Origin of the sequence: Ruminococcus sp. AM26-12LB (assembly GCF_003480785.1) — a bacterium.
GTDB classification, from domain to species: Bacteria; Bacillota; Clostridia; order Lachnospirales; family Lachnospiraceae; genus Blautia_A; species Blautia_A fusiformis.
Genome location: NZ_QUJX01000016.1, coordinates 2,236 through 28,617, shown reverse-complemented (window position 1 = coordinate 28,617; position 26,382 = coordinate 2,236). Strand labels below are relative to the sequence as shown.

Sequence of the window (26,382 nt, the reverse complement as noted above, 5' to 3'; positions counted from 1 at the left end):
GAGCATGAAAATCTGGCGTGAACTGTTAGGCTATGTGAAATTGATTGTAATAGTAGTGGCAATTACTCTGGTTATCAATAATGTTGTTTTGATTAACGCAAAAATCCCTTCACCCTCCATGGAAAAAACACTTATGGTGAAAGACCGCCTTTTCGGCTTTCGGCTTGCGTATGGAATTAATCTTAATCTGTTCGGTTATGAAATTTCTGAAAAGTTCAAGGACCCGGAGCGATTTGATATTGTAATATTCAAATACCCAGATGATGAAAGCCGTCTTTTTATCAAAAGAGTGATCGGACTGCCGGGAGAGGTAGTGGAAATTAAGGATGGGAAAGTTTACATTGATGGTTCACCCACTCCATTGGATGACTCTTTCATTCCGGAGAAAATGATCGGAAGTTATGGTCCATATACAGTTCCGGAAAACAGTTATTTCATGCTTGGTGACAACCGGAATGATTCGAAGGATTCACGTTCATGGAAAAACAAATTCGTGCGATTTGACCAGCTTGTGGGGAAAGCTGTTGTAAGATACTATCCATCTTTCAAGTGGTTAGGATAATAAGAAACGCGAATATCAGTGGCTTATTAAGCACTGGAATATTCGCGTTTTTTATTTGATAATGGAAGTCGATTTTTGTCCTGTCTTGTGTATCCCAAAAGTGCCTGTTTTACAGGCTTTTCGGGGTATCAGTCATTTTGTCTGGTATTGTAAAGCAGTGTCAGATTTGTCGTAAATGTCGTAAATTTGTGGTCAAAAAATGATGAGAAATGGAGAGTGCTAACAAAATGAAACTAACGTATACGAATGTAAATGGATATCTGCTTCCAGATCTTACTTATAAATCCGGTGAGCAGATGGATCAACTTGGCAAGTATGGTTTTCTTCGCAGAGATTATCTGAAAAACCATCGAAATTCAACCTATCAGGTGATGCTTCTGCAGGATATGCTTATGATACTCCGGATGGAACTGGTGTAAGAGATTATATTCATGTTGTGGACCTGGCAAAGGGTCATGTAAAAGCACTTAAGAAAATCGAAGAAAATCCAGGGCTTGCGGTTTACAATCTGGGAACCGGAAAGGGCTGTAGTGTTCTTGATATTGTGAAGAATTTTGAAGCTGCAACTGGTGTGAAAATTCCATATGTGATCAAACCTCGCCGAGCAGGAGATATTGCAACTTGTTATTGTGATGCATCTAAGACAGAAAAAGAGCTTGGCTGGAAAGCAGAAAACGGTATCCGTGAGATGTGTGAAGATTCCTGGAGATGGCAGTCTAATAATCCGCAGGGATATGAAGAATAGGATGTATATTTAAAATAAGAGAGCTGTAAGATGCAGCCCTCTTATTTTTTTGAATGATACCGTCAGTTCTATTTCTGGTATAGATCACGTTTTTGGCAGCACATACATAGAGAATGTTTCTGCTGCTTCTTCACGGCAGGGAATCAATCATGTAAATATCACATCGTACAGTGACTATTTGTTAGACAGAGCAAAAGACAGTCTTGTACAAGGGGATTTATCAGAAATTTACGGGGACAGTAATAAGGTCATGACTGCTTCAAATAAAGACAATCCACTAAAAGTTGGAGATACCATTCAGATAGCGGGACAAGAGGTTGAAATTTTAGTGTATATAGTTTTTTGGCAATTATTGCTATGATTACACTGTTTAATACTATAAACAGCATTTCTACGAGCGTAACAGCCCGGATAAAACAGTATGGTGCTATGCGGGCTGTCGGTATGGACGGAAATCAGTTTACACGGATGATTGCCGAAGAAGCCTTTACTTATTCCATTTCTGGATTTGTAATCGGTGGCGTCATAGGGATTGCTCTTAGTCGTTTCCTGTATATCAAGCTGCTTACATGGTATTTTGGAACTCTGTGGAGCATGCCGGTAGAATTACTTGCTATTGTTATTGTGTTTTCTTTCGTTACCGCCATTGCTGCGGCCTACGCCCCGGCGAAGCACATACAATATGGCAATTACCGAAACAATCAATGAATGGTAATAGCCATTAGTTTTGATAAATTTTATTGATATATTGACAAATAATGTAAAATAATCTATTATATAGATGACCGATATATAGAGCGCCGATATATAACTTATTCTAAGAAGGGGGTGGACCAGATGGCTATTGAAAGAGCATTGGTTTCAGGAAGTATGGCAATGCTTGTAATGAAACTTTTGTCTGAAAAGGATATGTATGGATATGAGATGATCGACACACTGAGGCAAAAATCTCAGAATGTATTTGAGCTGAAGGCTGGAACTCTTTATCCATTGCTGCACAGCTTGGAAGAGAAAGGACTCCTGACAGTATATGAACAGGATGTAGCTGGAAAGACCAGAAAGTATTATAGCCTTACCAGACAGGGAAGAGGATTCCTGGAAAAGAAAATAGAGGAATGGAAAGAGTATTCTGCAGCAGTGACCAATGTGCTTATACTGGAGGTGTGAGTTATGGATGAATATCTGAAATTATTGCTGGAACAGATTCGCTGCACAAAAGCCAGACCATACATAAAACAGGAACTGCAGGATCATATGGAGGATCAGATTGCGGAAAACATGAAGGCAGGCATGGATCATGAACAGGCAGAGAAGGAAGCCGTCAGAGACATGGGGGATCCTGTGGAAACAGGAATCTCCCTTGACAGTATCCACAGACCTCAGGCTGCATGGAAACTTTTGGGAATGATTATATTTATCAGCATTGCAGGTGTTCTGATACATGCAGGGATTTCCGGAAAAGCCAGTGAGAATGCGGCAGCCGGTTCTGACAGATATGTGTTTCATGTTATGATCGGGCTGGCTGTCATGATGATTTTGTATCTGCTGGACTATACCGTACTGGCAAAATTTTCAAAAATAATTGCAGCTGTTTTATTGTCCGTCTGTTTGCTGGTTATATTGGAAGGAGGCCAGGTAAACGGAGCGAGGATTTTTATATCACTGCCAGGAGGCAGAAGAGGCATGGATGTACAAAAACTGATGCTGTTTTATGTCCCCATATATGGAGCAATTTTATATAAATATCATGGGTGGGGATATAAGGGACTGATAAGAGCAATCTTATGGCTGATTGCTCCAGTAATATTAGTTTACAGCCTGCCGGCACTCAGGACAGCTTGTGTGATGCTGGTAACTATGCTGACTATGTTGACGATCGCAATCAAAAAGGACTGGTTTACTGTCAGAAAGAAAAGAACTATCTGTGGAATCTGGGCTGTGTTTTTGACCGCGCCCATAGCAGCTTTCCTGGGTATGTACCTGAGAAACAGGCTGGCGGAATATCAAATTGCGCGCATACAGGCGATGTTTTCCAGTGGTAGCGAAACAGACTATCTCACAAAAATGTTGCATTCACTTTGGAGACAGAATAAGCTGATCGGGAAAAGCAAATCAGATGTAACGGGAATCCTGCCAGCATTTAACGCGGATTATATTCTGACCTATCTGTCATCTGTATATGGAATAATTGCAGCTATACTTTTGTGCTGTGTTCTTGCGGTTCTGATTTTTGCAATCTTTAACACTGCGTTGCGACAGAAAAATCAGCTGGGTATGATGATGGGATGCGGGTGCGGAATTGTATTTCTCATCAGTTTTTTGATAAATGTCCTTGAGAATCTTGGCGTATTTCCGCAATCAATAACATTTCTTCCGTTTTTTTCAGCCGGAGGAAGCTGTATTATAATTTCTTATGGACTCATGGGGATCGTGCTGAGTACTTACAGGTATAAGAATATTTATCCGCGACATCCTGAAACAGGCTTTATGTCCATTAATTCTAAGGTAAAAAAGTATCGTAATATTTAAAACCAATCAAAAACGCTGAGAATTGCTCCCAGCGTTTTTGGTTGGTTTTATTTTGGACAGTTTTCTGCATTCAGCACCAGCTGCTTGCGGAACTGTGAAGGGGACATGCCACACTGTTTTCGGAAAAATCGGCTGAAATATAATGGATTTTCGTACCCGACCAGGTTGGCTATTTCTGTGATATTATAATTGGTCGTTTCCAGAAGCATTTTTGCATTGGTAAGCCTCAGAGACTGCACGTATTGAGCAGATGTAGTATTGGCATACTGACGGAAGTTCTGGATGAACCAGCTGATACTCATATTGTGGGAAACAGCATAGTCCTCAATACTTATAGGTTTATTATAATGCATCCGAAAGTACTGTGCAGCCTGTTCCATATCGTTCATGTTCTGAAGGTTCTTTTTACGTGGCTTTTGCAGTGCTATTCTATGGAGGCTGATCAGGAGAATCATGAAATAATTTATCAGCATCTCCTCGTAATCAATTCGCTGCAGATTCAGTTCCTCGATCATAGACATAAATAGATTTTTGTACTCAATGGAGATACCGGTATAAATAATGCGGGTATCGTCGGCAATCCCATATCTTCTTAGAAAGTTCTTTACATTATTTCCAGTAAAGTGAACCCAGTAAACTTCGGTCTGATCCGCTCCATAATAATAGCGTTGTTCCTCACGTGGACGGTAGAGTACCATATTGCCGGCTTCTACAACAGTAGGTTTTCCATCAAAATAAAATGTGCCCGTCCGGATGCGATGTAAAGAAGCTGATAATCAAGCCGGTCTTTCGGGCGGTGGGTAGGAAGCTTTTCTACGGTGTATAGATGATAAGTACCGCAGCTTCCAATAAACAGGGGATGTTTTTTATCCATAAAATCAACCCTGGATTTGTGATAGTATGCTGATAATGTATACAAGTAATGTCCTCTTTGTCATATTGCACAAAACACAACAATATGAATTGTGCAATTTTACGATTCTACAAAATATTGTTAAAAAATAGTTGGCTATTATGTAAAAGTATAACATTTTGTGCATGTTTTGGCGAATGTTGTTTATGTATTTTTTTATAATAAAAAAGTATAATGATAGTACGACAAAAGCAAAATATCTGGGATTTGCTTTTTATTATCAATTTCAGGAAAAGAAATATAGGATGAAAGTTCCGAAAAAGTCATTGGATAAAGTAATGAAGAAAGTCAGGAAACTTACGAGCCGCAAGTGGAGCGTGAGTAATTCATACAAAGCGAAAAAGATAGCAGAGGTAGTAAGAGGATGGATTAATTACTTTAAAATTGGCTCAATTCTTACAGTAAGCCGAAAACTTGATACAGTAATCAGGTATAGATTCAGGATGTGCATATGGAAACACTGGAAAAATCCAAAAACCAGATATAAAAATTTGGTAAAACTGGGTATTAGTAAAAAGAATGCAAGGTGTGAGGCGGGATTTCATGGATATGCCCGAGTGTGCCGTACAAAAACTGTTTGTTATGCGATGTCAAATGCACGTTTGAAGAAATTTGGTTTACTCTCAGCCGAGGAATATCTTTGTAAAGCGAGATGTCAAGTTAACTGAACCGCCGGATGCGGAACCGCATGTCCGGTGGTGTGAGAGGTCGGCGGCAAAAGCCGTCTCCTACTCGATCAAACCAGCTCCGTTATACCAGGGAGGAAAATATCTCCTGTGTGGGAGGCGGCATTTATCCCAATATGCTGTGTGCACACCCACCGTTCCAGATCGATGGGAATTTTGGCTTTGCAGCTGCAGTTGCAGAGATGCTTATCCAGAGCAGGAAAGGGCATTTCCTGTTGCTTCCGGCACTTCCGGATGAGTGGAAAGACGGAAAAGTCGGGGGAATGAAGGCACAGGGTGACATCACAGTTGATTTTGAATGGAGAGAGGGCAGGATACACAGGGTTCGCCGCTGTTCTTCCCGTGAGCAGAAAGTAACGCTGGAATGCAATGGAATTTCGAAAACAGTATTTTTAAAACCTGATGGGACAGAGAATATGATTTTTGATTGATCTGTCCTGAGGGCCTGGAAATCATAGACAGTGGTAAGTAATGGGGTACAATAAAATACAGCCAATCGATTTTGCCAGAAACTATTGATATTTCTTAGGGTATCGCATATAATATAGTTAAACCAAAAGGTTTCGTGTAGCGGCACGTAAAAGCTGTACTGTGCCCGGGCAGGGTAATTACTGGGACTATTTGATACTCGGAAGGGTATTACGCCCACACCAGGGAGATACGGTGAGTCCGCGCCGGGGACTTAATGATACCGGCGACATTTTAGACGTTCGGAAGGATGTCGCGGCTGACAGCCAGCATAAAACCGCTTTTTAAGATTATGGGCACTGGATAACAAAAAGTTGTCCGGTGCTGTTTTTATATTATAGTGATGATTGGGAAAAGATAGATGGGAAAACAACAGGATAGAGAGAAAATCGTACAGGAGATTAAAATAGCTGCCGATCTGTATAGGAAGCATTTAGTAGGTAAAAGATTTCTATATGTATTTGAAGGCAGATATATTGAGGTGCTTTATAAAGCTGCCAATTTCAGGCACTTAACAGGTGTGGCCACAAACCTTTCCGCAAAAAAGTTTTATAGTTATGCAGCAAAAAAACTGCTTCAGGCTTCGCAGATATTTTTTACACCGCAGCACCCTTTTTCATTGTGTAAGCGTAAAATTAAGCATATCGGACAGATTGCAATGCTGGCTGGCTCAGAAGGCTTTATGTTGGAAGAGATTGTTACAGATACGAGAACTTATAAGTTTGGCACAACAGATCTTAATTTTACTCTATGCTTAAATAAAGAGTATGATGATCAGGGACAGCAAAAAGGCGATTGCTTTGTAGTAGAATCACTGCGAGATGAAGATTGTTTTTCTAAAAGTACAACAGCATATACAGTAACTCATATTTTCTCAGCACCGAATGATGCGAAAAAATATACAACTTTACTGTTTTTGGATGAAAATGCAATGATAGACAGTCTTCCGGATGAAATTAAAAACATGCTGGATCAAACTTTATTACATAAATAAAAATGGAGAGTCTTAGTTGGCGATTCAATTAATCTATCCTGAGGGTATGAGAATTATTGACAGCCGTATCATGTAAAACGCACATGGTACGGCTGTTTTTATACCCTAATAGGACCTGATGATCATAAAATTTGAACGATTTCGGGGGTGTTTTTATCTGAGATAATTTTTTTAAAAATATTTGCAACCTTTTTAGGGATTCGCACGTCTAATAAGTAGAAGCACATAAATGAAGCTTCTATAGTATACTACGGATGACTAGTCTGAGATAGGAGAGCCGGAACTACAATGAATGAGGTTTTGATACGAAAAGCGAAGAAAGGCGACAAAGATGCTTTCTGCCGACTTATGGATGAGAATGTACAGAGTATGTATAAGATTGCGGCAGCATATCTGAAAAATGATGAAGATGTTGCGGATGCAATACAGGATACGATTCTTTCCTGTTATGAAAATCTGAAAAGTCTGAAACAGAACAGATATTTTAAAACTTGGATGATTCGAATCTTGATCAACAAGTGTAAGGACATGATACAGAAGAAAAAGCTGGTTACTTATACGGATCAGATGCCGGAAACACCTTTTCACGAAGAAGAATATGCGGCGATGGAATGGGCACAAGTATTAGAAACATTGGATAGCAAATATCGTTTGGTTGTTCTTTTGTACTATATGGAAGGATTTAGTGTCCGGGAGATCAGTGACGCTCTGGATATGAAGGAAAGCACTGTGAAATCTCGTCTTCATCGTGGTAGAAAACAGATTGCAGAGATGTATGGATATAAGGTTAAGGAGGGACGTGTTTAATGATGACTTTAAATAATAATGAGAAAGACTTCCAGGAAAAACTTCAAAAGGATACAGAAATGCCGGCAATCGTGCATGAACGTATCAATCAGGCATATCGATTGATTGAAAATAATGCTGTGTTACAGAAAAAAGCACCAAAGGATCCATATCACTGGATGAAAATTGGAGGCAGGGTAGCAGGAGGTATGGCAGCGGTACTGGCAGTCGGATTTATATTCTGTGCAACCAATCCAGTAATGGCAAAGAATATTCCGGTTGTAGGAGGGCTTTTTGAAATCTTGCAGGATAATGTAAGTTTCTTTGGTGATTTTTCGGATTATGCAACAACCTTGGAATCCGTTGATGGAACAACGGCAGATGGCAGTGAAGCAGATGGGGACAAGACAGGTAATGCCACTAGTGAGAATGCTTACATTAAAACAGCAGATGGGCTGACAATTACATGTTCTGAGGTATATGCCAACAGCCAGGCAGTCTATATAACTATGCAGTTTAAGAGTGATAAGCCATTTCCAGAAACGTCAACCAGGGCGGAAAGTGGAACACCGGTCATTGATCTGGATATGACTGGAGGTGTGGACTTTGATTCAGAAGCTAATCGGGTGATAGACGGTCATGTGGAAGGACAGTTTCTGGATGACAACACCTATGCATGCATTTTCCGTTATGATCTTGCTCAGGCGGCAAAAGACTATACGGAATATAATGAGAAATACAATGAAATGACACAGCAGGTAATGGATGAGATGGGAATAACTCAGGCGGACTTAGATGATCAGACGGATGAAGGTTATGCACTGCTGGAAGAGTTTATCAATAAAGTATCTGAGCGTGGTGGAGCATATCAGAAATATATTAAAGATATTGAGATTCCGGATACTTTTAATCTGCATCTGGATATCTCGAAGGTAAGAGGGCTGGAAGCAGACTATGAGTGGTCAGAAGCGGATGATGAAAACTATGGAAGGGATGCCGGCTACTACAAATATGAAGGTAACTGGAGTTTCGATATCCCGGTTACAGTAGATGATTCCCGGACAGAAGTATTGGAACTGAATGATACAAACGATGCTGGTATCGGACTCAAATCCGTAATTCGTTCTCCGTATGAACTGACGGTAAATGAACTTTATAAGGAAGGATCCAACAGTGACTGCTTCATGGTAGCTCTTGATGCCAACGGAAACACACTTCCATATAATGAGTCTACTGGAAACTGTAATAACTTCGCAATTCAGGACAGGGATATTTCGACAGTAGATATTTATTTCCTGGATTATATCCAGTATATGGATGAACTGAAGGGGCAGCAGAATTTTGATAATCCTACGAAAGAAGACGGACAGAAATGGAAAAAACTTCTGGAGGAGAATGCGAAATATCATAAGACATTACATTTTGATAATGACAGTGAGACAGTGCAAAAAACTAAGTGATTCAAAGAAAGATAAGTAGGATATGAGACAAAAAGAAGTGATAGGGCAGTCAATGAGAACCACAAAATCGGCAAGACCAGGTTCAGTTGTTTATGTGCCGATGGATAAATCGGAATTCAGATCTATTATATTTTCAGAAAAGAAGAAAAATAAAATTAAGAAAATTGTAATATTGATTATATTGATGATTTTTGTTATAGGCTGTTGTATTTATGCAGGTATATCTTATTATTACTCATATCACTTCTTTTATGGGACGACCATCAATGGGATTGACAGTTCAAATAAGACAGCATATGAGGTTGAGCAGGAGATTGCTGGGAAAAAGGATAACTATACTATTCAGGTAAGGGCAAGAATGCAGGACCCGCAGGCCATTACAGGAAAAGACATTGATTATAAATACGTATCCAGCGGTGTGGTTCTCCAGCTGCTGAAAACTCAGAAATCATGGGAATGGATCGGCAGTCTTTTTGAAATAAAAAACTATATGGTTCAAGAAGAGACTTTTTTCAGCCGGGAGAAACTGGAAGAACAGGTAAATTCATTAAATTGTGCGAAAAAAGAGAATCAGATAGCACCGGAAAATGCGTATGTAAGTTTTGTTAACTCAGAATTCACTATTGTGCCAGAAACGGAAGGCAACGAATTAAATACCAAAGAAGCTTATCAGATGATATGCAGGGCAATCGATAACGATGCGGCAGAGGTAAATCTGGAAAGTGATCCAAAGGCTTATAAGAAAGCAGATGTGACGAAAGAAAGTTCAGAACTTCAGAATATGGTAAATACATATAAGAACCTGACAAAAGCAAATATCACATATACATTTGGAGACGAAACGGTAACACTCGATGGGAATACCATCAAAAACTGGCTGCAGTTTGACGAGAAAGGGCAGCTGCTCCAGAATGATGAAGCCTTCCGGCAGCATGTAGTGGATTATGTGGCACAGCTTGCAGCAGATCATGATACAGTTGGCACTGAAAGACAATTTCAGACCATAAGCGGAAGGACAGTGTATGTATATGGCTCAGCCTATGGATGGAAGATTGATCAGGACAAGGAAGTAGCACAGCTCATGCAGGAAATTCAGTCAGGAACCCAGACAACCAGGGAACCGGTATATTCTATGAGGGCAAATGCACACGGGATCAATGATCTCGGAAATACATATATAGAGGTAGATCTTACAGAGCAGTATATGTGGTATTATCAGAATGGAAATATTATTTTCCAATCAGAAATCGTATCCGGACTGCCAAGCGATCCGGATAGAAAAACACCCCCTGGAATATTCACACTGAATTCAAAGAGCAGTCCGTCCGTGCTGCGAGGTGAAATGACAGCAAATGGAACATATTCTTATGAACAGCCGGTAACGTACTGGATGCCATTCAATGGAGGAATTGGCTTTCATGATGCAGACTGGCAGCCGTATTTTGGTGGTGACAGATATCTTACAGGTGGTTCTCATGGATGCATCAATCTTCCACCAGAAAATGCCGGACAGCTTTATAGTCTTATTCAGTATGATGTCCCGATAATCTGTTTTTACTAATTCTATATTCAAGATGTACAGGACAGGAGCTAAGTTGTAATGCAGCTGGCTCCTGTTTTTCATTGTCAACAGTATCAGCCTGACGCATGATCACCATTTCGGTAATCCAGAACAAAGCAGACTTGATGTGGAAGTGGAAGAGCGATTGGTAAAAGCTAGCAATCTCTTCCTTTCACAAAGAGTGAAGAAGAGAAGGCACATTAATGGGATTGACGTATCAATACTGGAACCATATAATGGGTACAAAGAAAAATTTATTTATGGAAATAAACACATTGACAGAGCATGCAAAAGTGCTGTGATTAAAGTTTAAAAAGAATCCTTATGAATATCATAAGTAATGCTGTCAAGTATAACAAAGAAAAAGGAGAGATACTGCTCAGCTATTATGAAACACAGGTGGATGACAGACATATACTGTTTGAGTTTCACTGCAAGGATACCGGAGTTGGAATGAGTAAAGAATTTCAGAACCATATTTTTGAACCATTTACTCAGGAAACAGGCGGTGCAAGATCTGTTTATGGAGGAACAGGTCTTGGTATGCCAATTACAAAAAAACTGGTAGAGAAAATGGGCGGTACGATTAAATTTGAAAGCGAGAAAAATGTAGGAACCACATTCATGGTACAGCTCCCATTCCTTATTTCTGCTGATATGAAGCAGGCAGAAAGCCAGGAAGACGATGTATCAATTGAAGGTATGAGAATCCTTTTGGCCGAAGACAATGAATTGAATATGGAAATTGCGGAATTCCTTCTGACAAATGCAGGAGCAGAAATTATAAAGGCTTCAAACGGCAAGGAAGCTGTTGAAGCATTTGCAAAATCAGGTGTTGGTGAGATCAATGTAATTCTGATGGATATTATGATGCCAGTTATGGATGGCCTGGAAGCTACCAGAGAAATACGTACAATGAACAGAAGTGATGCATCTGCTGTTGTGATTATAGCTATGACCGCCAATGCTTTTACAGAAGATAAGACTAAAGCACTGAAGTCTGGAATGGACGATTATCTTACAAAACCACTGGAGTCAGAAAAACTGATTCGTGCCTTAAGTAGATACAAACACAATTAACAGTAACGTTCTTATTTCAGCCATAGAAACAGGGTGTGGTACGAAATATTATGCGTAAATTTATAAAATGGAACAGTAATTCAGACAAAGAGGGGCATATCAATTGGACAATGATATGCCCCTCTGCCGATGTTTGTTAACTGATGCATTTTGTTTATATATTCCCTTATTTTGTACATGGACTCTTTTATATGGAAGGTGTATAGTGGATAAAAACTATATGATAAAGATTATGGAGGCATAAGATCATGGCTGACTTGATAAATTTTGTTACACTGTTGAATGGAAAATTTGATAATAAGGATCAATTTGAGAAAATAAGTAAGACAAATCCACAGTATCCATATGCAAAGCATATCAATACAATATGTAATTCCAAAATTGCAAATCTCCCAAATGGTTTCGAAGGCGTATTTATGATTGAAGAGAGCTATTATTCTGTACAGGGAACTATCCGCTCTTCTTCACATTTGTTTCTTTTCATGGAAGAAAGCAATTCAATAAAACTTATTTCTTATGAGATACCGGAAGGATATGATAAAAAGAATTTTACTTACAAAATCTTCAAAGGTGCCGACTATGATCAGCTAAAGTGTTCTGCAAAATTTACTCCTGCATTTTTCAGAAAATCAGGTGATACATGGGAAGGCGGAAGTGTAAGTATGTTTTCTCCCGTATTGAAATTTTCTCTGCATGAAAAGTTCACTGAAAATCAATTGGAAGTATCAGAGTCCATGGAAGTAAATGGGAAAAGAACTTTTGGTTATGATGAGCCGATTATTTACAAACGAATAAAATAGAACATTGACAGGGGATGCTCTGCTAAAAAGATTGATTTATTAAGAAGAGCAGAATTCCTAAAGAAAGAGGAATACGTATGAACATTGTTTTTTCATCTGATAAGAAAGAATATAATACTATTAAAAAAGGTACTGAAATACTGCTGGCTGAAAATGACGGTTTCAACCAAAACATAGAATTGTTTGTTAAATTTCAGGACAGACCAGAAATATTGATCAATAAAAGAAAAAACCAGATTCATATCATCTGTCGGGAAATATCTCATTATTACCGGGCACTTAATTATGCCATACATCATATGGAAGAGGATGAATTTCAATATCAAGAGCATGTCTGCTTTGAAAGAAACGGTCTTATGCTGGATTGTTCCAGAAATGCTGTATTTACAGTTGAAAAGGTGAAATTCCTGATCAAGACACTGGCAAAACTTGGAATGAATGTACTCATGCTTTATACAGAAGATACCTATGAAGTAGAGGGGCAGCCTTATTTTGGGGCTTATCGAGGAAAATACACCAAGGACGAAATAAAAGAGCTGGATGCTTACGCTTCCATGTTTGGGGTAGAGCTTGTTCCGTGTATTCAGACCCTGGCTCATCTGCACAATGCGCTGAAGTGGCCGGGAATGGATAAGATTCGTGATTCTGCGGACATTCTCCAGCCTGAAAAAGAGGAAACTTATCAGTTTATTGAAAAGCTGCTCAGCTCAGTAAAAGAGAATTTTTCTACCAACAGGGTACATCTTGGAATGGATGAGGCTGTCATGCTGGGACTTGGAAATTATCTAAAAGAAAATGGATATAAAAAAGGGTCACTGATAATCAGGGAACATTGTAACAGGGTCGTAGATATTTGCAGAAAATTAGAATTAAAGCCTATGATATGGAGTGACATGTACATTACAGCAAATTCTACAGGCGGATACTATGATCTGCCCGAAAACACGGACTGCTCCAAATGGGAAAAACCGAAAAAAGATCTAGGATTAGTATATTGGGACTATTATCATGATGATACCAGAACCTATGAAAAAATGCTGGATATCCATGCGCAGCTTTCGGATAACGTTATTTTTGCAGGAGGATCTTGGATTTGGAACGGAATTTCCCCCAATTATTCTAAGACCTATGCGTGTACCAAAGCAGCGCTTTCTACTTGTAAAAAATACAATATAAAAGAGGTTCTCTGTACAGCATGGATGGATAATGGTGCAGAAACCCCGGTGGATGCTTTGCTTCCGGGACTTGTACTTTTTGCACACCTTGATTTTCACAGAGACTATGACGAAACAATCCTTAAGCAGGAGTTCAGGAACTGCACAGGCGGGGAATTTGATGATTTTATGGCACTTGACAATTTTGATTCCTTATTCTTAAATACGAAAGAGAATAAAGAGGCTCAAAATCCTTCAAAATATCTGTTATACCAGGATCCAATGTTAGGCATTTTTGATTATCATGTGAAAGAATCAGGTGTCAATACAAAATCTTACTACCAAAACATACAGAAATGTATGAAGGAATGTGCAAAAAAAACAGGAAAATATCAGCTTTTATTTTCATTTTATGAAAAACTGGCGGCGGTATTAGCTGATAAAGCCGATTTGGGCATGTGTATAAAATCAGCATATGACAGATCGGACAGAGCAGCGTTGAAAGATATCAGTCAGAATGTTATTCCTGGAATCATCTGCAATCTGACAGATATGAAATCATCAAGAGAAAAAATCTGGATGAACGATGCAAAGCCATTTGGTTATGAGATTCTGGATATAAAAATTGGTGGCGTAATTACAAGACTTAAAAGTACAGGATACCGGATTGACAATTATCTGAATGGAAATGTGCCTCGTCTGGAAGAGCTGGAAGAGGAAAGACTTCCCTATTTTACCAAAGGAATGGACAAGCGGGAGAACTTATGGAATCGCATTATCAGTGGATGTGATTTGAATGACACGATCTGATAAAGGTAAATGAGGGGAATCAGGCTACGTATGAAAATTCTAGTGATTTTAATAATTTTTGTATTTGCATTGTCTCTCTTTCGAATGATTCCGGAATGGAGTAAAAATAATAATAAATGTTCTCACCAGCGTTATAAACGATCAGAAAATAACGGTTTATACAGGAAATCAAAACTATTCTCATAGAATGGTTTTGGTTTCCTTTTTTGCTGTTACAAATCAGTTACAACTGCGATATAGAATTTAATGTATAATTAACCTGTGAAAAGATATTTATAAAAACATGTGAGGTAATAATTATGAAGGCAAGAATTCTTGTGATAGAAGACGAAATGTCAATCAATGACCTGCTATGTATGAATTTGGAGATTGCAGGGTATGAAACAGTAGGATATCTGGATGGAAATGAGGCATATGAAGCAATTATTCAAGATCATGCGTTTCAGTGTGCACTTGTAGATATCATGCTTCCCGGAAGAGACGGATATAGCCTGTTACCGAAACTGAAGCAGTATGAAATCCCCGTAATATTTCTTACCGCAAAGGGAGATATCGCGAGCAAGATAAAGGGATTAAAAGACGGTGCAGAAGATTATATTGTAAAACCATTTGAAATGCTGGAAGTGATGGTCCGTCTTGAAAAAGTACTGGAACGTAATGGCACTGTACAAGAACAGATTCAAATTGGTGATGTCATCATTGATACGGCTAGTCGTACTGTTACAAAAATGGGCATGGAAATCTATTTAAAGCCAATGGAATATAACTGTCTCATGGTGTTCGCCAAAAACCCGAACAAAGCACTGACCAGGAATCAGATTCTGCAGGAACTGTGGAATGAAGAGTTCTGCGGAGAAACAAGAACTGTGGATGCACATGTGGGTCGTATCAGGAAAAAGCTTGGCTGGCAGGATAAGATTAAAACAATTCCCAGAATCGGTTACAGACTTGAGGTGGATTTATGAAACTCTTAATAAAGATTTTTTCTCAGACTACATGTATCATTTTGTTGGTATCGTCAGGGATCTTTCTCTATACCACTTATTGTTGGAAAAATCAGAGTATACAGAATATCAACAGTTATGAAAGCAGTATATTCAGAACAAATATCTTACAGTTTGAAAATAAAACAAGCCTTTCTGACAATCAGAAACAGAATGCCGACAACGAAATGCGCCCCCAAATAGTTACTTATGCTTTTCGGCAGGTTTTTCATGACAGCGCGGTTTTATATCTTGATGGAAAAATGATCTATAATGGAACTGTTTATGAATTCGATGTAAAAAAGTTAAGAGAATTATGTGAAAGTAAGGCAAACATGGTGGATCATGGCAGCAACAGTGACGGTCATGGCCCTATGGTCAGTCAGATAAATGGAAGGACACTTTTGTTATTTTACTATGGCAATGTAAATATGGGATATCAGATTGTTACTTATAAAGATATAACAGATGTAATAGAAAAAAGTCATCTGCTGTTTTTTCAGACGGGTGGATTTACTTTATCTTTGATCGTGGTGATGGGAATTATCCTTTATTTGAGCCTTCGAAAAATCACAGCACCGCTTACAAGCCTAAGAGAAGCTACGCTTCTTGTTTCTGAAGGTATTTATGATTTTAAAGTACCGTCAGAGGGCAATACAGAACTTGCGCAGGTAGGTGCAACCTTTAATTTTATGACAGGTAAAATAAAAGAACAAATTGAAAGTCTTTCTAACATAAACCGGACACAAAAACAGCTTATTGGAAGTCTGGCTCATGAGCTGAAGACCCCAATGACTGCAATCATAGGCTATGCAGATACATTGCTTACTGTGCGCCTAACCCCGGAAAGGCAGGAGAAGGCTCTGATTTATATTGAAAATGAATGTCGCAGGCTGTCAAGACTTTCTATGAAAATGCTGGAATTAACTGGACTCTACGAAGCTTCGGAAGACTCATTCAATCCAGCTGAAATACAGGTGGATAACTTCCTGAAAGAAGTAAAAGAACTTATTGATTGCAGGCTTCAAGAAAAAAACATCTCTCTTGATGTATTTTGTGAACCAAAAGAATTGGTAAAGAAGTTTGATCAGGACTTAATGATAAGTGTAGTGACAAATCTAATTGATAATGCAGTCAAAGCTTCCAGGAAAGAATCTAAAATTGTGCTTGAGGCAACCCCAGACCATCTGATGGTTCAGGATTTTGGAAAGGGAATACCGAAAGAGGATCTGGAAATGGTGACGGAACCATTTTATATGGTAGACAAATCTCGTTCCAGGGCAAAAGGAAGTGTAGGACTCGGTCTTTCTTTATGTCAGAAAATTATAGAACTGCACGATTTCCAACTGAAGATTGAAAGCAATCCGGGAAAAGGAACTACCGTCTCTGTTTTCTGGTAATCACACTAACGTTTACATATCAGTTACAAATCGCGAAAGATTTGGTGTAATGCTCGATGATATACTTATAACAACCTTAGAAAGGAGATATTACCAGAAATGAGAAAAAACATAAAAAAGTTTGCAGGAATAGTGCTTTGTATTGGAATGTTTACAGGATGCGCACAGACCCCGGATTCTTCTTTGGTAAAGCCAAAGGGGAGCAAGGCTGTAGATGCTTATACGGAAGCGGATGATGTTAGCGGTTCTAAAGGAGAAGCATCTGAAAGCAAGAACGATGACGGTTCAGAGTCAAAGACAACCATCAGGAATCTCATTGATGCTCCTCAAAATTATAAAAGCCATGTGGAAGATGACAGTGCCAAGCTCGTGGTAAATACAGATGCAAGCGTAGAAATTCCGGAAGTGGAAAAGATATCTGCTATTTCTGTCACCGCGGCAGAAGTTACCCAGGAGCTTCTCGACCGTATTACAAACGCATTCTTCTCAGAGGCAAAACTTTATACCATGGATAGTTATTACGTGAAGACAAAGGATGAAATTAAAAAAACTCTGGATGAACTAAAAGAAGACGTTGCAAACGGAAACCTGGACCCGTATAACTATGGAACAGATGATGATGGGAATTATGTCTATGATATCTATGAAGATATTGAGACATGGGAATGGGAATACGAAACTGCTCCGGAAAAGAAAACCCTGACAGAGGCAAAACCTGTTGCCGGAAATTTTTTCGATTGTATTGCACAAATGCCAGACGATTCACAATACTATTATAAAATATCTTCCGATGGCTCCGATACCTTGTCAGTCAAGATCAAGAAAGCAGCAAACAAGGGCGGGGAAAAAATACCGGAGGATGCAATGTGGTGTGATTACGGATATTCTGAAGAGGAAGAAAAACCCACAGAAGAATCTATCGGGCTGTCCCTGGATGAAGCAAAAAAACTTGTAAAAGAAAAAGTTGAAAAAATGGGCATCACAGATTTACAGTTTTCTAACTGGAATTACGCGGTGTGCAAAAGTTTTGAAGGCGATAATAGTTCAGGTAATTTTGGAAATGGATATAGAATTGATTATGCACGTACCATAAATGGTGTGCCGGTCACTCAGACAATTGCAGATGGTGGGGCATTGGAAGATATGGACAGCACAATGGAAACATGGTCTTATGAAAGTCTCTGTTTCTATGTCGATAAAGACGGCATAGAAAGCATGACTTATTCAAATCCCTACACAATTGGTAAAATAAAGACAGAGAATTTAAATCTTCTTTCGTTCAGCGAGGTTATGAAAATTTATGAAAAAATGATGGTGGTAACAAACGCTGATAATATGCAATATGAAAATTCCAGGGTCTATAATATTGATCGGATCGTTCTTGGTTATGCCAGAATATATGAGCCGTCTACTGACGCACACACAGGTATTCTGATTCCCGTCTGGGATTTTTTCGGCAGCATGACTTCAGAAGGTGAATATAACGGAGAAACAGAATCAAATACCAGTAAAAATCCGAATGAAAGTTTCCTTACCATTAATGCCGTGGATGGCAGTATCATAGACCGGAATCTGGGTTACTGACATGAGACAGGTATTTGGAATTGTAAGGTACAATTTCTTCGGATTTCTACGCAATCCCAAAGTTATTTTTATATTTCTGTTAGAATTTGTACTGAGTTTCCTGCTTACAGGCAGAATCATGGTTGTAATGGAGACCTACGATACACCGGTACAGGCCATTGAACCATTTATCTGGACATTTGGGGATGGGATAGCAGTACTGTCCAGTTCGCTGCTCTTGCTTCTTATGTTTTCTGACCTGCCGAAGATGACACCTATTACTCCATACCAGCTGACCCGGACAACCAAGAGGAAATGGCTTTTAGGTCAATTCATTTATGTTATTCTTGTAACTGTTTTATATACGGTTTTGATGCTGCTGTTTACGGCCGTGCTGTGTATGAAAAAGAGTTATCCAGGTAACCTGTGGAGCGAAACTGCGGCCATGCTTGGTTATTCAGAATTAGGAAAAAACCTGCAGGTCCCTTCTACAGTAAGGGTCATGGAAAGTATCTCACCCTATGGCTGTATGCTGCAGGTTTTCTTCCTTCTGTTTTGTTATTCGCTGACCTTAAGCTTTGTAATCCTTGTAGGAAATCTCTATAAAGGGAAGACTAAGGGGATGATTTTTGGTCTTCTTTACAGTGTCTTTGGTTTTTTATTGGACCCGAAAGTACTGGCTGCAATTTTACATAAAGAAAAATACGAAATGTATCAGGTAAATGTATTAATCTGCTGGATCAGTCCTCTGAACCAGGCAGTATACGGAAAACATAACTTAGGTTATGACCCATTGCTTCCGAAAATCTCGCATTCCTATATGTTTTTTCTGGGTATTTTAGTTCTTCTTGCAGTTTTTGCAATTAACCGGATGAAAAAATATACCTTTGAATTTCTTGGAGAAAAGACATGATCGGAAGGGGGAAAACCTATGTGGGGTGAAACAAAACGTATGTGTTTTAATAAAAATTTTCTGGCAGCATGGCTGATAGCCTGCATTTCCATAGCCATTGGACAGACTTATCCCAGCTTAAAAAAAGCACTGACATGTGGTACTTTTATCAGTATACTGGAAGGTTCTCTAAAAAGCCAGGCAGTATCTTTTGCCATTCCGGTAGCAGCCGTATTGCCATGGAGTGATTCCGTTCTGCAAGAATATAAAAGTGGATTTTTAAAGGAGATACTTCCCAGAACGACTCGCAGACAGTATATCGAAGGTAAAGTCTTTTCCATTATGGTATCTGGTTTTATGGTCTGGACGTTATCTATACTAACGGTACTTTTTATCAATTTTATTGTGTTCTATCCGCTGGAGATAAAGGGTGCTATTCAGAAAGAAGCACTTCTGGACTTACTCATGAAGGCATTTCGGACAGGACTTATCGGAAGTATCATAAGTACTTTCGGTGGAAACTGCGGGATTTTATGGGATTCTGCTTACATGGCATATGGAATCCCTTTTGTAAGCTTTTATTTCGGAATTATCCTTCATGACCGCTATTTTAAGAATCAGATATGGTTTTATCCAGTAGAATGGATACTGGCTGATGAAAATTGGGGACCGGACAAAATAGGACTTTGGCTATTTCTACTGTTGTTTTTATTAGTAATGCTGGGAATTCTGGGAGGTGTTTTATATGGAAGATTGGAAGAAATCTGAAGGGACATTTAATCTGGCCTGTGATCCGCAAAGAGCAAGTGGAATGATGCAGAACACCTGCGTAAAAATAGAACACGTGACCAAACGTTTCGGTGAAGACATCGTGTTACAGGAAGTAAATCTTTCCCTGAAAACAGGGAACGTCTATGGGATTGTTGGAAATAACGGTTCCGGAAAGACCGTTCTTATGAAATGCATCTGTGGGTTTCTCCCTGTAACTACGGGCACTATTTTTGTATTTGGAAAAAAAATAGGACATGATGTGGATTTTCCTGAAAGTCTTGGAGTTATTATCGAGACTCCCGGTTTTCTTACACAATATACGGGCTTTAAAAATCTGGAGATCCTGGCAGACATGAATGGCCGGATTTCGAAGGCCGATATCCGCATAGTCTTAAAAAGGGTAGGATTGGATCCGGATATGAAGAAACCAGTCGGAAAATATTCCCTTGGAATGCGTCAACGCCTTGGTATTGCACAGGCCATTATGGAAGATCCTCTTTTTTTGATTCTGGATGAGCCGTTTAATGGACTGGATAAACATGGCGTGGAAGAAATAAGAGAACTTCTGCTGGATTTAAAAGCAGCAGGAAAAACCATTTTGCTGGCAAGCCATAATGAAGAGGACATCAGAATCTTATGTGACCACGTATATGAAATGGATGGAGGAATCTTAAGAGAAAGGACTGCCTGATAATGAGAAATTTATTTGTGAAAACGGCATTAGTATTGTGTACGACAATAATATTTCTTCCAGCTACCGTTTTTGCCACAGAGCCTCAAAACACGGAGATTACATCTGCTGAAGAAGGATTTACGGACTCGGATCCGTCCGTATCTTATGAGAATGACAACTCGTTAACCCTTGATGAAAAAGAGGATGAATCTACGAGTACCGAACCTCCGAGTACCGAACCTCCGGCAGAGGATGAAAAGACTCCTGATAAAGCTGATAACGATAAAGAAAATCCGGATCCGGATATTTTTACATCAGGAGATGACTTTGGTGATGGTTCTAAATCGAATCCTTTTCATGTTGTAATAGACAGTGATAATCAGGAGGACGGTGACGCCCCACAGATAACAGATCCGGTTATAGACAACGGAGGGTATTCGGGCGGTGGGGGAGGAGGTAATTCAACATCAGACTCATCAAGTGAAAAAATATTACATAAACCGCAGGTATTATTAGAAGACAGCAATCTTTCAGGTGGACGATTGGAGGCTGGTTCTACAACAGAAATGTCGCTGACATTTCGAAATAAAAGCTGCAGTCAAAATGTATTTGGTTTAAAAATTTCCCTTTCTACAGAGAACAAAGGAATCGAATTTGAGAAAAACTCTTTTTATGTACAAGTCCTGGCTCCTGGTGAAGCAATTACTTTGGAACAGATGATTACTATAACAGAAAACTGTGATCCTGGCCAGGCTGTCATTACTTTTTCTCTGGATTATGAAGATTCGAAAGCAACTGCAACTACCGGTACAGAATTACTGTCTTTTCAGATCATCCAACCGGTTCGTGTTAAATTGGAAGCTTCAGATATTCCATCTGTTTTATACGCTATGGATACAGTAGAAATCCCGGTAAAAGCAATGAATCTAGGAAGAGACAAAATATATAATGCAAGTGTCAGCTTAAAAGCTGATGAATTAAGCTCAAACGATACTGCATTCTTAGGGACCATAGAGGCCGGAGATTTATCCCAGGGAAGTCTTCGCATATATGTAAAAGGAAAAACAGGAAAATGTGCAGGTCAATTAATCCTTACGTATGAGGATGCCGATGGCAAATCGTATGAGGAAGAAATAAAATTTGATTCTGAAATCAAAGAAACCCAGATAAAGTCTTTAAAGGTTGAAGATGACCAGGAGAAAACCAATAACTGGTGGTATTCCATAGCTGCAGTTGTTGCAGTACTGCTTATTTCCATAATCCTGATTCTGGTCAGAAAGCTTCATAAGAAAAATATCCTTCTTGAAGAAGCGAGAAAGGCGGCTTCTCATTGAAAAGAAAAAAAATAGACAGCTTTACCTTATTTGTCATACTTCTGCTGACATTGACACTTACATTATCAGGAATTCTGCTGGCAGGCATGAAAGAAGAAAAACGGCAATTTACTGTGCTGCTCCCACTTGGAGATCTGGCTTATGATGAAGATTTTTTGCAGAAAGCGAAGAAGATAAAAGGTATAAAAGAAATCTGGCCAGTCATAGAAGTCCCGGTTGTCATCAAAATTGAAGATTATACGGAAACAACGACTTTTTCAGGAATTGATATGAATGCGTTTGGAAAAAATCCAACTCAGAATGAACTGGGGAAGATGCCGTTGTTATTGCTGGGAAATGGTTCCCTACGGGATATGAAAGACTATAATAATCATGCCATTTCAAAAAAACAACAGGAAAAATTTTTAGAAATGGGTGAAAACCTGAATATTTTTTATTCCCTGGATGAAAAAGAGAAGGAAACTTCCAAAGCCATAGATGATCTTACCACTTTATCCGGCAATTCCGCAAGAGGACCGCAAACCTCATATATGCCCTGTAAAGCCGCTGTAGTAACAGAAGGCAACGAAATCTACATACCCATTTCCCAGGCACAGGATCTCTGCAGAGAAATAGGAGAGCCTTCTGAGATCAGTAAAGTATATCTAAAAATAAATGGAAAAAATAACCTGGAGAACGCAAAGAAAATACTTTCAGGAATTTAACATAATATATAGCAATTCGGCGATTGCCTTCGAAATGGTCTCGCGGCGGGCCGCTGCTTTAAATGGGCGTATCAATTTGTCTGCTGTACGACGGTTTTTTTTCTTTTGCCATCGACCGGCAGAATGGCTTAGTTATTATTTCTGAACGGAGTCCGCTTCTTCTTGTGTGAGTTGACCATTTTTAACTGCATCAGAAATAGCTTTGTCTAATTCCTCAACTGTGGAATAATCCCCGATGTGTACTGCTTTTCCGTTATCTTTTGTTATATCAACACTATAAGAGGAAACTACATCTTCAGTAGGTGGAATCATGGAGTAGGTATCGCCGTCACCGTTGTCTTTGGAATACAATACTCCTTTTTTGATACTTTCCAGAGTTCCTTTATAGCTGTCCATCATAGCAGCTACGCTTTCCTGTGTAAATTCATGGAATACGCCTTCCCCATCATACCAACCATCTCCGGTTCCAATCAAAGATTCCATTTCTTTTTTCTGTTCGTTCATCCACGCCTCATATTCATCAGCTGTCCACCACTGCACATCTGGTGCTGCATTGTTCTTCTCATAATCTGCCTCATCGACCCAATTTTTACCGTCAACGCTGATTTGTCCACCGTCTGTATCCTGATAGAGAATATCTGCACTGGATGTGTTTCCTGTTTCGGATGTTGAAACCTTTGGTGTATCCGAAGCCAATGCACTTGCATAACTTGCATAAGTAACTCCTGCAATGCTTAAACAGATTGCTCCACACAGTCCTATTGACCAAATTTTTTTGTTCTTCATTGATAAAACCTCACTTTCTAAAAATTGTAGCTACCCTCTTGAGGACAGCTATAATATAACAAAGCAACTTGGATATAATTTGCAAGGATTATGGATTTTAGATGGAGTTGTCTATCGGCTGCCTGCAAGGCAATTCAAACCAAAACAGTACACCATTGTTTGTATTTGAAATGCCGTACTTTGCTTGGTGCATTTCCATGATTTTGCCAACAATATAAAGCCCTAATCCGCTTCCGCCGGAATTACGGTTACGAGATGTATCTGCCCGGTAGAAGGCTTCAAACAAATGTGGAATAGAATCGTCAGGCACACGGACACCTGTGTTTTCAATTTCACCACGAATTGTACCATGCGTTTCGGACAAAGATATACGAATCAGTTTACCACTTGGAGAATAGTGAGTTGCGTTTACCAATATATTTTGAATCGCCCGTTCCATCTGTGCTTGTTCCACTTCACAATAAAGACGGGTAGGAATATTTGCTTCAAGGCACTGTTCCTTTTCTTCCAATAAATCTGTTACAGTGGCAATCTGTACCCGAAATATTTCCGCAAAATCAACGGTTTTATATTCAGTTTTTTGAGTTCCTTCCGCTTTGGAAACATACAGCAGCTCTTTTACCAACTTTTCCATCCTATCGACAACGGCCAGGGAACGCTCCATGTACTCTATATGGTTTTCATAACCGCAGACTCCGTTCAGCATTCCCGCCAAATGTCCTTTCAAGATGGTTAGTGGTGTTTTCAGTTCATGGGATGCTGCCGAGAAAAAGTCTACCCGCTGTCTTTCTAACTCCTGTTCCTTTTCAATATCTGTTTTGAGCTGTTGGTTGGCAGTTTGAAGGTCGTTCAATGCAGTGGATAGCGAAGCAGACAATGAATTTAGATTTTGCGCCAAACACCCTAATTCATCTTCTCGTCCTGTACCACATTGACCGGAAAAATCCAATTCTGCCATTTGCTTTGAAATCTTGCTCAGTCGCACAATAGGTCGAGTGATGTACCGTGTATAGAGCCATGCACAAAGGAGCGAAAGCAGAAAGATCATTAGGATAACATACGGAAGAATAGACAGCAATACCTTTGTTGCCTGCTGTACAACGAACAAATCCGTTTGAACTGCCAATTCATAAGCAGTACCGTTTTTTAACGTGAACGGGTAAAAATTTGTCGTGGTTTCCCCAGACGGTTGCATATCTATGAACGATTCATCTTCATCGAATGTAACTGTGCAATCTGCCGAAGCAGTAGAGGTTTCCATTGATGCCTCGTCGGGATATATCATACGACCGTTACTATCCTCAATCCAAAAAGCAGCATTTGTTTCCTTTGAAAAATTAGATATGTCATTTTCGCAATCAGATATATTGTCAAAGGATGTCATTTGCTCAACAAGGTGCATAGCGGATTTCTCCGTAGCCGAATTTATCAAATTGGAGTATGTCGTAGGTAACAGTTTTGAAATGAAAAAATATGTTCCGCCGCAAGCTGCACCCAGTAGAAGAAATGTAATTATAAAAATCTTGACGGATAACCGTTGCTTAATGTACTTTGTCAATTCTGTATCCCACCCCTCTGATTGTTTTGATATAGTCAGCATTCAGCTTTTTGCGAATGTTCTTTATGTGACTGTCAACGATCCGATCTTCGACCTCCAAATCGTCCGCCCACAATCGGTCAAGTAGCATTTGCCGAGTAAAGACCTTTCCCTGATTTTCAAGCATAAGCCTAAGAAGCGCAAACTCTTTGCTGGTTAAAACAACCTCGTTTCCGCCTTGATATACATGGAATCCGTCAACGTCCATACTCAGCTCTTTATAAGTAAGCAGGGGTTGATTTTGATTTTCCACAGTCCTACGGCGAAGAATAGCCGCAATCTTGCACAGCAGGATTTTGGGCGAAAAGGGCTTTGGAATGTAATCGTCAATCTGCTGTTCAAAACCCTTCAACTGTTTTTCTTCATCCGAAAGCGCAGTAAGCATAATAATAGGGACTTGTGACCGCCTACGAATGACCTCACATACACCATAACCGTCGATTTTAGGGAGCATGATGTCTAACAGCACAAGGTCGATGGTATCCCCAAACATTGCAATCCCTGCCACACCGTCAGAAGCAACAGCAACTTCATATCCCGCATCAATCAGATGGTTCTTTAATATATCCTGAATGTCAATATCGTCCTCAACAATTAAAATCTTCTGCATTGTTCCACCTCCGATTTTTCAAATATAGCAGAGAAATATGTATCTATTATGGAGTCTCAAATTTTATCCGCATTTATTTTACCGCCATTCTTTCAATCTATCAATGTTGTCATCGGGTATGTAGAATAAAATACTACTAAAACATAAAACTGCGTATCGTCCTCATAATCAAACCTGAATACCTTTTACCAAATCGTCACCTTGCTGGACATTTCCGTAGACCAGTTCTTTTATCCTGACAGGCAGAACAGCGAAAGTAACTGCTGCCAGCACATTGATGTCCTTATAAACTCTAATGAAAAAGAATTTGTCGTGATAGAAGCCACAACCGAGGGCATTAAGAAAGCCAGAGAAACGGAGGTTCCAGGAAAATCTACATACCCATTTCCCAGGCACAGGATCTCTGCAGAGAAATAGGAGAGCCTTCTGAAATCAGTAAAGTATATCTAAAAATAAATGGAAAGAATAACCTGGAGAACGCAAAGAAAATACTTTCAGGAATTTAACATAATATATAGCAA

28 protein-coding genes and 1 pseudogene are annotated in these 26,382 nt (G+C 39.4%); 24 read left to right on the top strand and 5 right to left on the bottom strand.

What is annotated here, in order from left to right:
- Nucleotides 1–4 precede the first annotated feature (4 nt).
- From lepB to DW694_RS12655, 6 genes and pseudogenes are all read left to right on the top strand, one after another.
- A complete protein-coding gene (gene lepB / locus DW694_RS12685; RefSeq protein ID WP_118753147.1) occupies nucleotides 5–562 on the top strand; it encodes a signal peptidase I in 558 nt (185 codons plus the stop codon).
- Between the two features lie 209 nt (nucleotides 563–771).
- Nucleotides 772–981, top strand: coding sequence for a TnpV protein (locus tag DW694_RS17505; RefSeq protein ID WP_353615819.1), 210 nt, complete (start codon nucleotides 772–774; stop codon nucleotides 979–981).
- A pseudogene (locus tag DW694_RS12675) lies at nucleotides 954–1,307 on the top strand (GDP-mannose 4,6-dehydratase); the annotation flags it as partial. The gene DW694_RS17505 and the pseudogene DW694_RS12675, both read left to right, overlap by 28 nt.
- Nucleotides 1,308–1,649: 342 nt before the next feature.
- Nucleotides 1,650–2,015 (top strand): ABC transporter permease, encoded by a 366-nt coding sequence (locus tag DW694_RS12665; RefSeq protein WP_117592302.1) that lies wholly within the window; start codon nucleotides 1,650–1,652, stop codon nucleotides 2,013–2,015.
- Nucleotides 2,016–2,144: 129 nt separating this feature from the next.
- The gene (locus tag DW694_RS12660; protein WP_055066334.1) at nucleotides 2,145–2,474 is read left to right on the top strand and encodes a PadR family transcriptional regulator; all 330 of its coding nucleotides are present in this window, start codon (nucleotides 2,145–2,147) and stop codon (nucleotides 2,472–2,474) included.
- Nucleotides 2,475–2,477: 3 nt separating this feature from the next.
- On the top strand, nucleotides 2,478–3,836 hold the full coding sequence (locus DW694_RS12655; protein WP_118071922.1) for an FtsW/RodA/SpoVE family cell cycle protein: 1,359 nt from the start codon (nucleotides 2,478–2,480) through the stop codon (nucleotides 3,834–3,836).
- A 47-nt stretch (nucleotides 3,837–3,883) separates the two neighbouring features.
- Here the strand turns inward: DW694_RS12655 and DW694_RS12650 are convergent, their stop codons facing one another.
- Together DW694_RS12650 and DW694_RS17500 are read right to left on the bottom strand one after the other, a co-directional pair.
- Nucleotides 3,884–4,534: an AraC family transcriptional regulator gene (locus tag DW694_RS12650; RefSeq protein ID WP_330606753.1), complete on the bottom strand. Its 651-nt coding sequence runs from the start codon at nucleotides 4,532–4,534 to the stop codon at nucleotides 3,884–3,886.
- An 11-nt stretch (nucleotides 4,535–4,545) separates the two neighbouring features.
- Entirely contained in the window at nucleotides 4,546–4,755 is a 210-nt protein-coding gene (locus DW694_RS17500; protein WP_330410783.1) for a hypothetical protein, read from the bottom strand.
- Nucleotides 4,756–4,874: 119 nt separating this feature from the next.
- Here DW694_RS17500 and DW694_RS17495 point away from each other — a divergent pair, with 119 nt between their 5' ends.
- From DW694_RS17495 to DW694_RS12560, 18 genes are all read left to right on the top strand, one after another.
- Nucleotides 4,875–5,417 (top strand): group II intron maturase-specific domain-containing protein, encoded by a 543-nt coding sequence (locus tag DW694_RS17495; RefSeq protein ID WP_353615821.1) that lies wholly within the window; start codon nucleotides 4,875–4,877, stop codon nucleotides 5,415–5,417.
- Between the two features lie 20 nt (nucleotides 5,418–5,437).
- Complete coding sequence (locus DW694_RS12640; protein ID WP_118753128.1) at nucleotides 5,438–5,866, top strand: glycoside hydrolase family 95-like protein; 429 nt, start codon at nucleotides 5,438–5,440, stop codon at nucleotides 5,864–5,866.
- Nucleotides 5,867–6,264: 398 nt separating this feature from the next.
- Nucleotides 6,265–6,897: a PBECR4 domain-containing protein gene (locus DW694_RS12635; RefSeq protein WP_005423087.1), complete on the top strand. Its 633-nt coding sequence runs from the start codon at nucleotides 6,265–6,267 to the stop codon at nucleotides 6,895–6,897.
- A 288-nt stretch (nucleotides 6,898–7,185) separates the two neighbouring features.
- Nucleotides 7,186–7,704, top strand: a complete 519-nt coding sequence (locus tag DW694_RS12630; RefSeq protein WP_005423085.1) for a sigma-70 family RNA polymerase sigma factor — start codon at nucleotides 7,186–7,188, stop codon at nucleotides 7,702–7,704.
- Nucleotides 7,704–9,143, top strand: coding sequence for a DUF4179 domain-containing protein (locus tag DW694_RS12625; protein WP_118753127.1), 1,440 nt, complete (start codon nucleotides 7,704–7,706; stop codon nucleotides 9,141–9,143). The genes DW694_RS12630 and DW694_RS12625 overlap by 1 nt, the downstream gene beginning before the upstream one ends.
- 358 nt (nucleotides 9,144–9,501) lie before the next feature.
- Nucleotides 9,502–10,704 (top strand): L,D-transpeptidase family protein, encoded by a 1,203-nt coding sequence (locus DW694_RS12620; protein ID WP_286187088.1) that lies wholly within the window; start codon nucleotides 9,502–9,504, stop codon nucleotides 10,702–10,704.
- A gap of 127 nt (nucleotides 10,705–10,831) precedes the next feature.
- Nucleotides 10,832–11,017, top strand: a complete 186-nt coding sequence (locus DW694_RS12615) for a hypothetical protein (RefSeq protein ID WP_005423080.1) — start codon at nucleotides 10,832–10,834, stop codon at nucleotides 11,015–11,017.
- Nucleotides 11,018–11,028: 11 nt separating this feature from the next.
- Nucleotides 11,029–11,784 (top strand): hybrid sensor histidine kinase/response regulator, encoded by a 756-nt coding sequence (locus DW694_RS12610; RefSeq protein ID WP_118753125.1) that lies wholly within the window; start codon nucleotides 11,029–11,031, stop codon nucleotides 11,782–11,784.
- Between the two features lie 248 nt (nucleotides 11,785–12,032).
- Nucleotides 12,033–12,584, top strand: a complete 552-nt coding sequence (locus DW694_RS12605) for a hypothetical protein (protein ID WP_118753124.1) — start codon at nucleotides 12,033–12,035, stop codon at nucleotides 12,582–12,584.
- A gap of 77 nt (nucleotides 12,585–12,661) precedes the next feature.
- On the top strand, nucleotides 12,662–14,548 hold the full coding sequence (locus tag DW694_RS12600) for a beta-N-acetylhexosaminidase (protein WP_118753123.1): 1,887 nt from the start codon (nucleotides 12,662–12,664) through the stop codon (nucleotides 14,546–14,548).
- A 299-nt stretch (nucleotides 14,549–14,847) separates the two neighbouring features.
- Nucleotides 14,848–15,513, top strand: coding sequence for a response regulator transcription factor (locus DW694_RS12595; protein WP_005423065.1), 666 nt, complete (start codon nucleotides 14,848–14,850; stop codon nucleotides 15,511–15,513).
- 281 nt (nucleotides 15,514–15,794) lie between these two features.
- Entirely contained in the window at nucleotides 15,795–16,931 is a 1,137-nt protein-coding gene (locus tag DW694_RS12590; RefSeq protein ID WP_252196590.1) for a HAMP domain-containing sensor histidine kinase, read from the top strand.
- 99 nt (nucleotides 16,932–17,030) lie between these two features.
- Nucleotides 17,031–18,515 carry a DUF6034 family protein gene (locus DW694_RS12585; protein WP_118753121.1) on the top strand — a complete coding sequence of 495 codons (1,485 nt, stop codon included), beginning with the start codon at nucleotides 17,031–17,033 and terminating at the stop codon, nucleotides 18,513–18,515.
- Between the two features lie 118 nt (nucleotides 18,516–18,633).
- Complete coding sequence (locus tag DW694_RS12580) at nucleotides 18,634–19,407, top strand: hypothetical protein (protein WP_227574037.1); 774 nt, start codon at nucleotides 18,634–18,636, stop codon at nucleotides 19,405–19,407.
- Nucleotides 19,408–19,425: 18 nt separating this feature from the next.
- Nucleotides 19,426–20,154, top strand: coding sequence for an ABC transporter permease (locus DW694_RS12575; protein WP_227574036.1), 729 nt, complete (start codon nucleotides 19,426–19,428; stop codon nucleotides 20,152–20,154).
- A 46-nt stretch (nucleotides 20,155–20,200) separates the two neighbouring features.
- Nucleotides 20,201–20,848 (top strand): ATP-binding cassette domain-containing protein, encoded by a 648-nt coding sequence (locus DW694_RS12570; RefSeq protein WP_167515474.1) that lies wholly within the window; start codon nucleotides 20,201–20,203, stop codon nucleotides 20,846–20,848.
- Nucleotides 20,849–20,865: 17 nt separating this feature from the next.
- Nucleotides 20,866–22,164 carry a hypothetical protein gene (locus DW694_RS12565; protein WP_227574035.1) on the top strand — a complete coding sequence of 433 codons (1,299 nt, stop codon included), beginning with the start codon at nucleotides 20,866–20,868 and terminating at the stop codon, nucleotides 22,162–22,164.
- Complete coding sequence (locus DW694_RS12560; RefSeq protein ID WP_227574034.1) at nucleotides 22,161–22,868, top strand: hypothetical protein; 708 nt, start codon at nucleotides 22,161–22,163, stop codon at nucleotides 22,866–22,868. Before DW694_RS12565 ends, DW694_RS12560 begins: the two co-directional genes overlap by 4 nt.
- Before the next feature lie 135 nt (nucleotides 22,869–23,003).
- Here the strand turns inward: DW694_RS12560 and DW694_RS12555 are convergent, their stop codons facing one another.
- The 3 genes from DW694_RS12555 to DW694_RS12545 form a co-directional block, all read right to left on the bottom strand.
- Nucleotides 23,004–23,654, bottom strand: coding sequence for a hypothetical protein (locus DW694_RS12555; RefSeq protein ID WP_110104237.1), 651 nt, complete (start codon nucleotides 23,652–23,654; stop codon nucleotides 23,004–23,006).
- A 97-nt stretch (nucleotides 23,655–23,751) separates the two neighbouring features.
- Complete coding sequence (locus DW694_RS12550) at nucleotides 23,752–25,056, bottom strand: HAMP domain-containing sensor histidine kinase (RefSeq protein WP_158526520.1); 1,305 nt, start codon at nucleotides 25,054–25,056, stop codon at nucleotides 23,752–23,754.
- A gap of 139 nt (nucleotides 25,057–25,195) precedes the next feature.
- The gene (locus DW694_RS12545) at nucleotides 25,196–25,861 is read right to left on the bottom strand and encodes a response regulator transcription factor (protein WP_110104239.1); all 666 of its coding nucleotides are present in this window, start codon (nucleotides 25,859–25,861) and stop codon (nucleotides 25,196–25,198) included.
- Nucleotides 25,862–26,382: the final 521 nt, after the last annotated feature.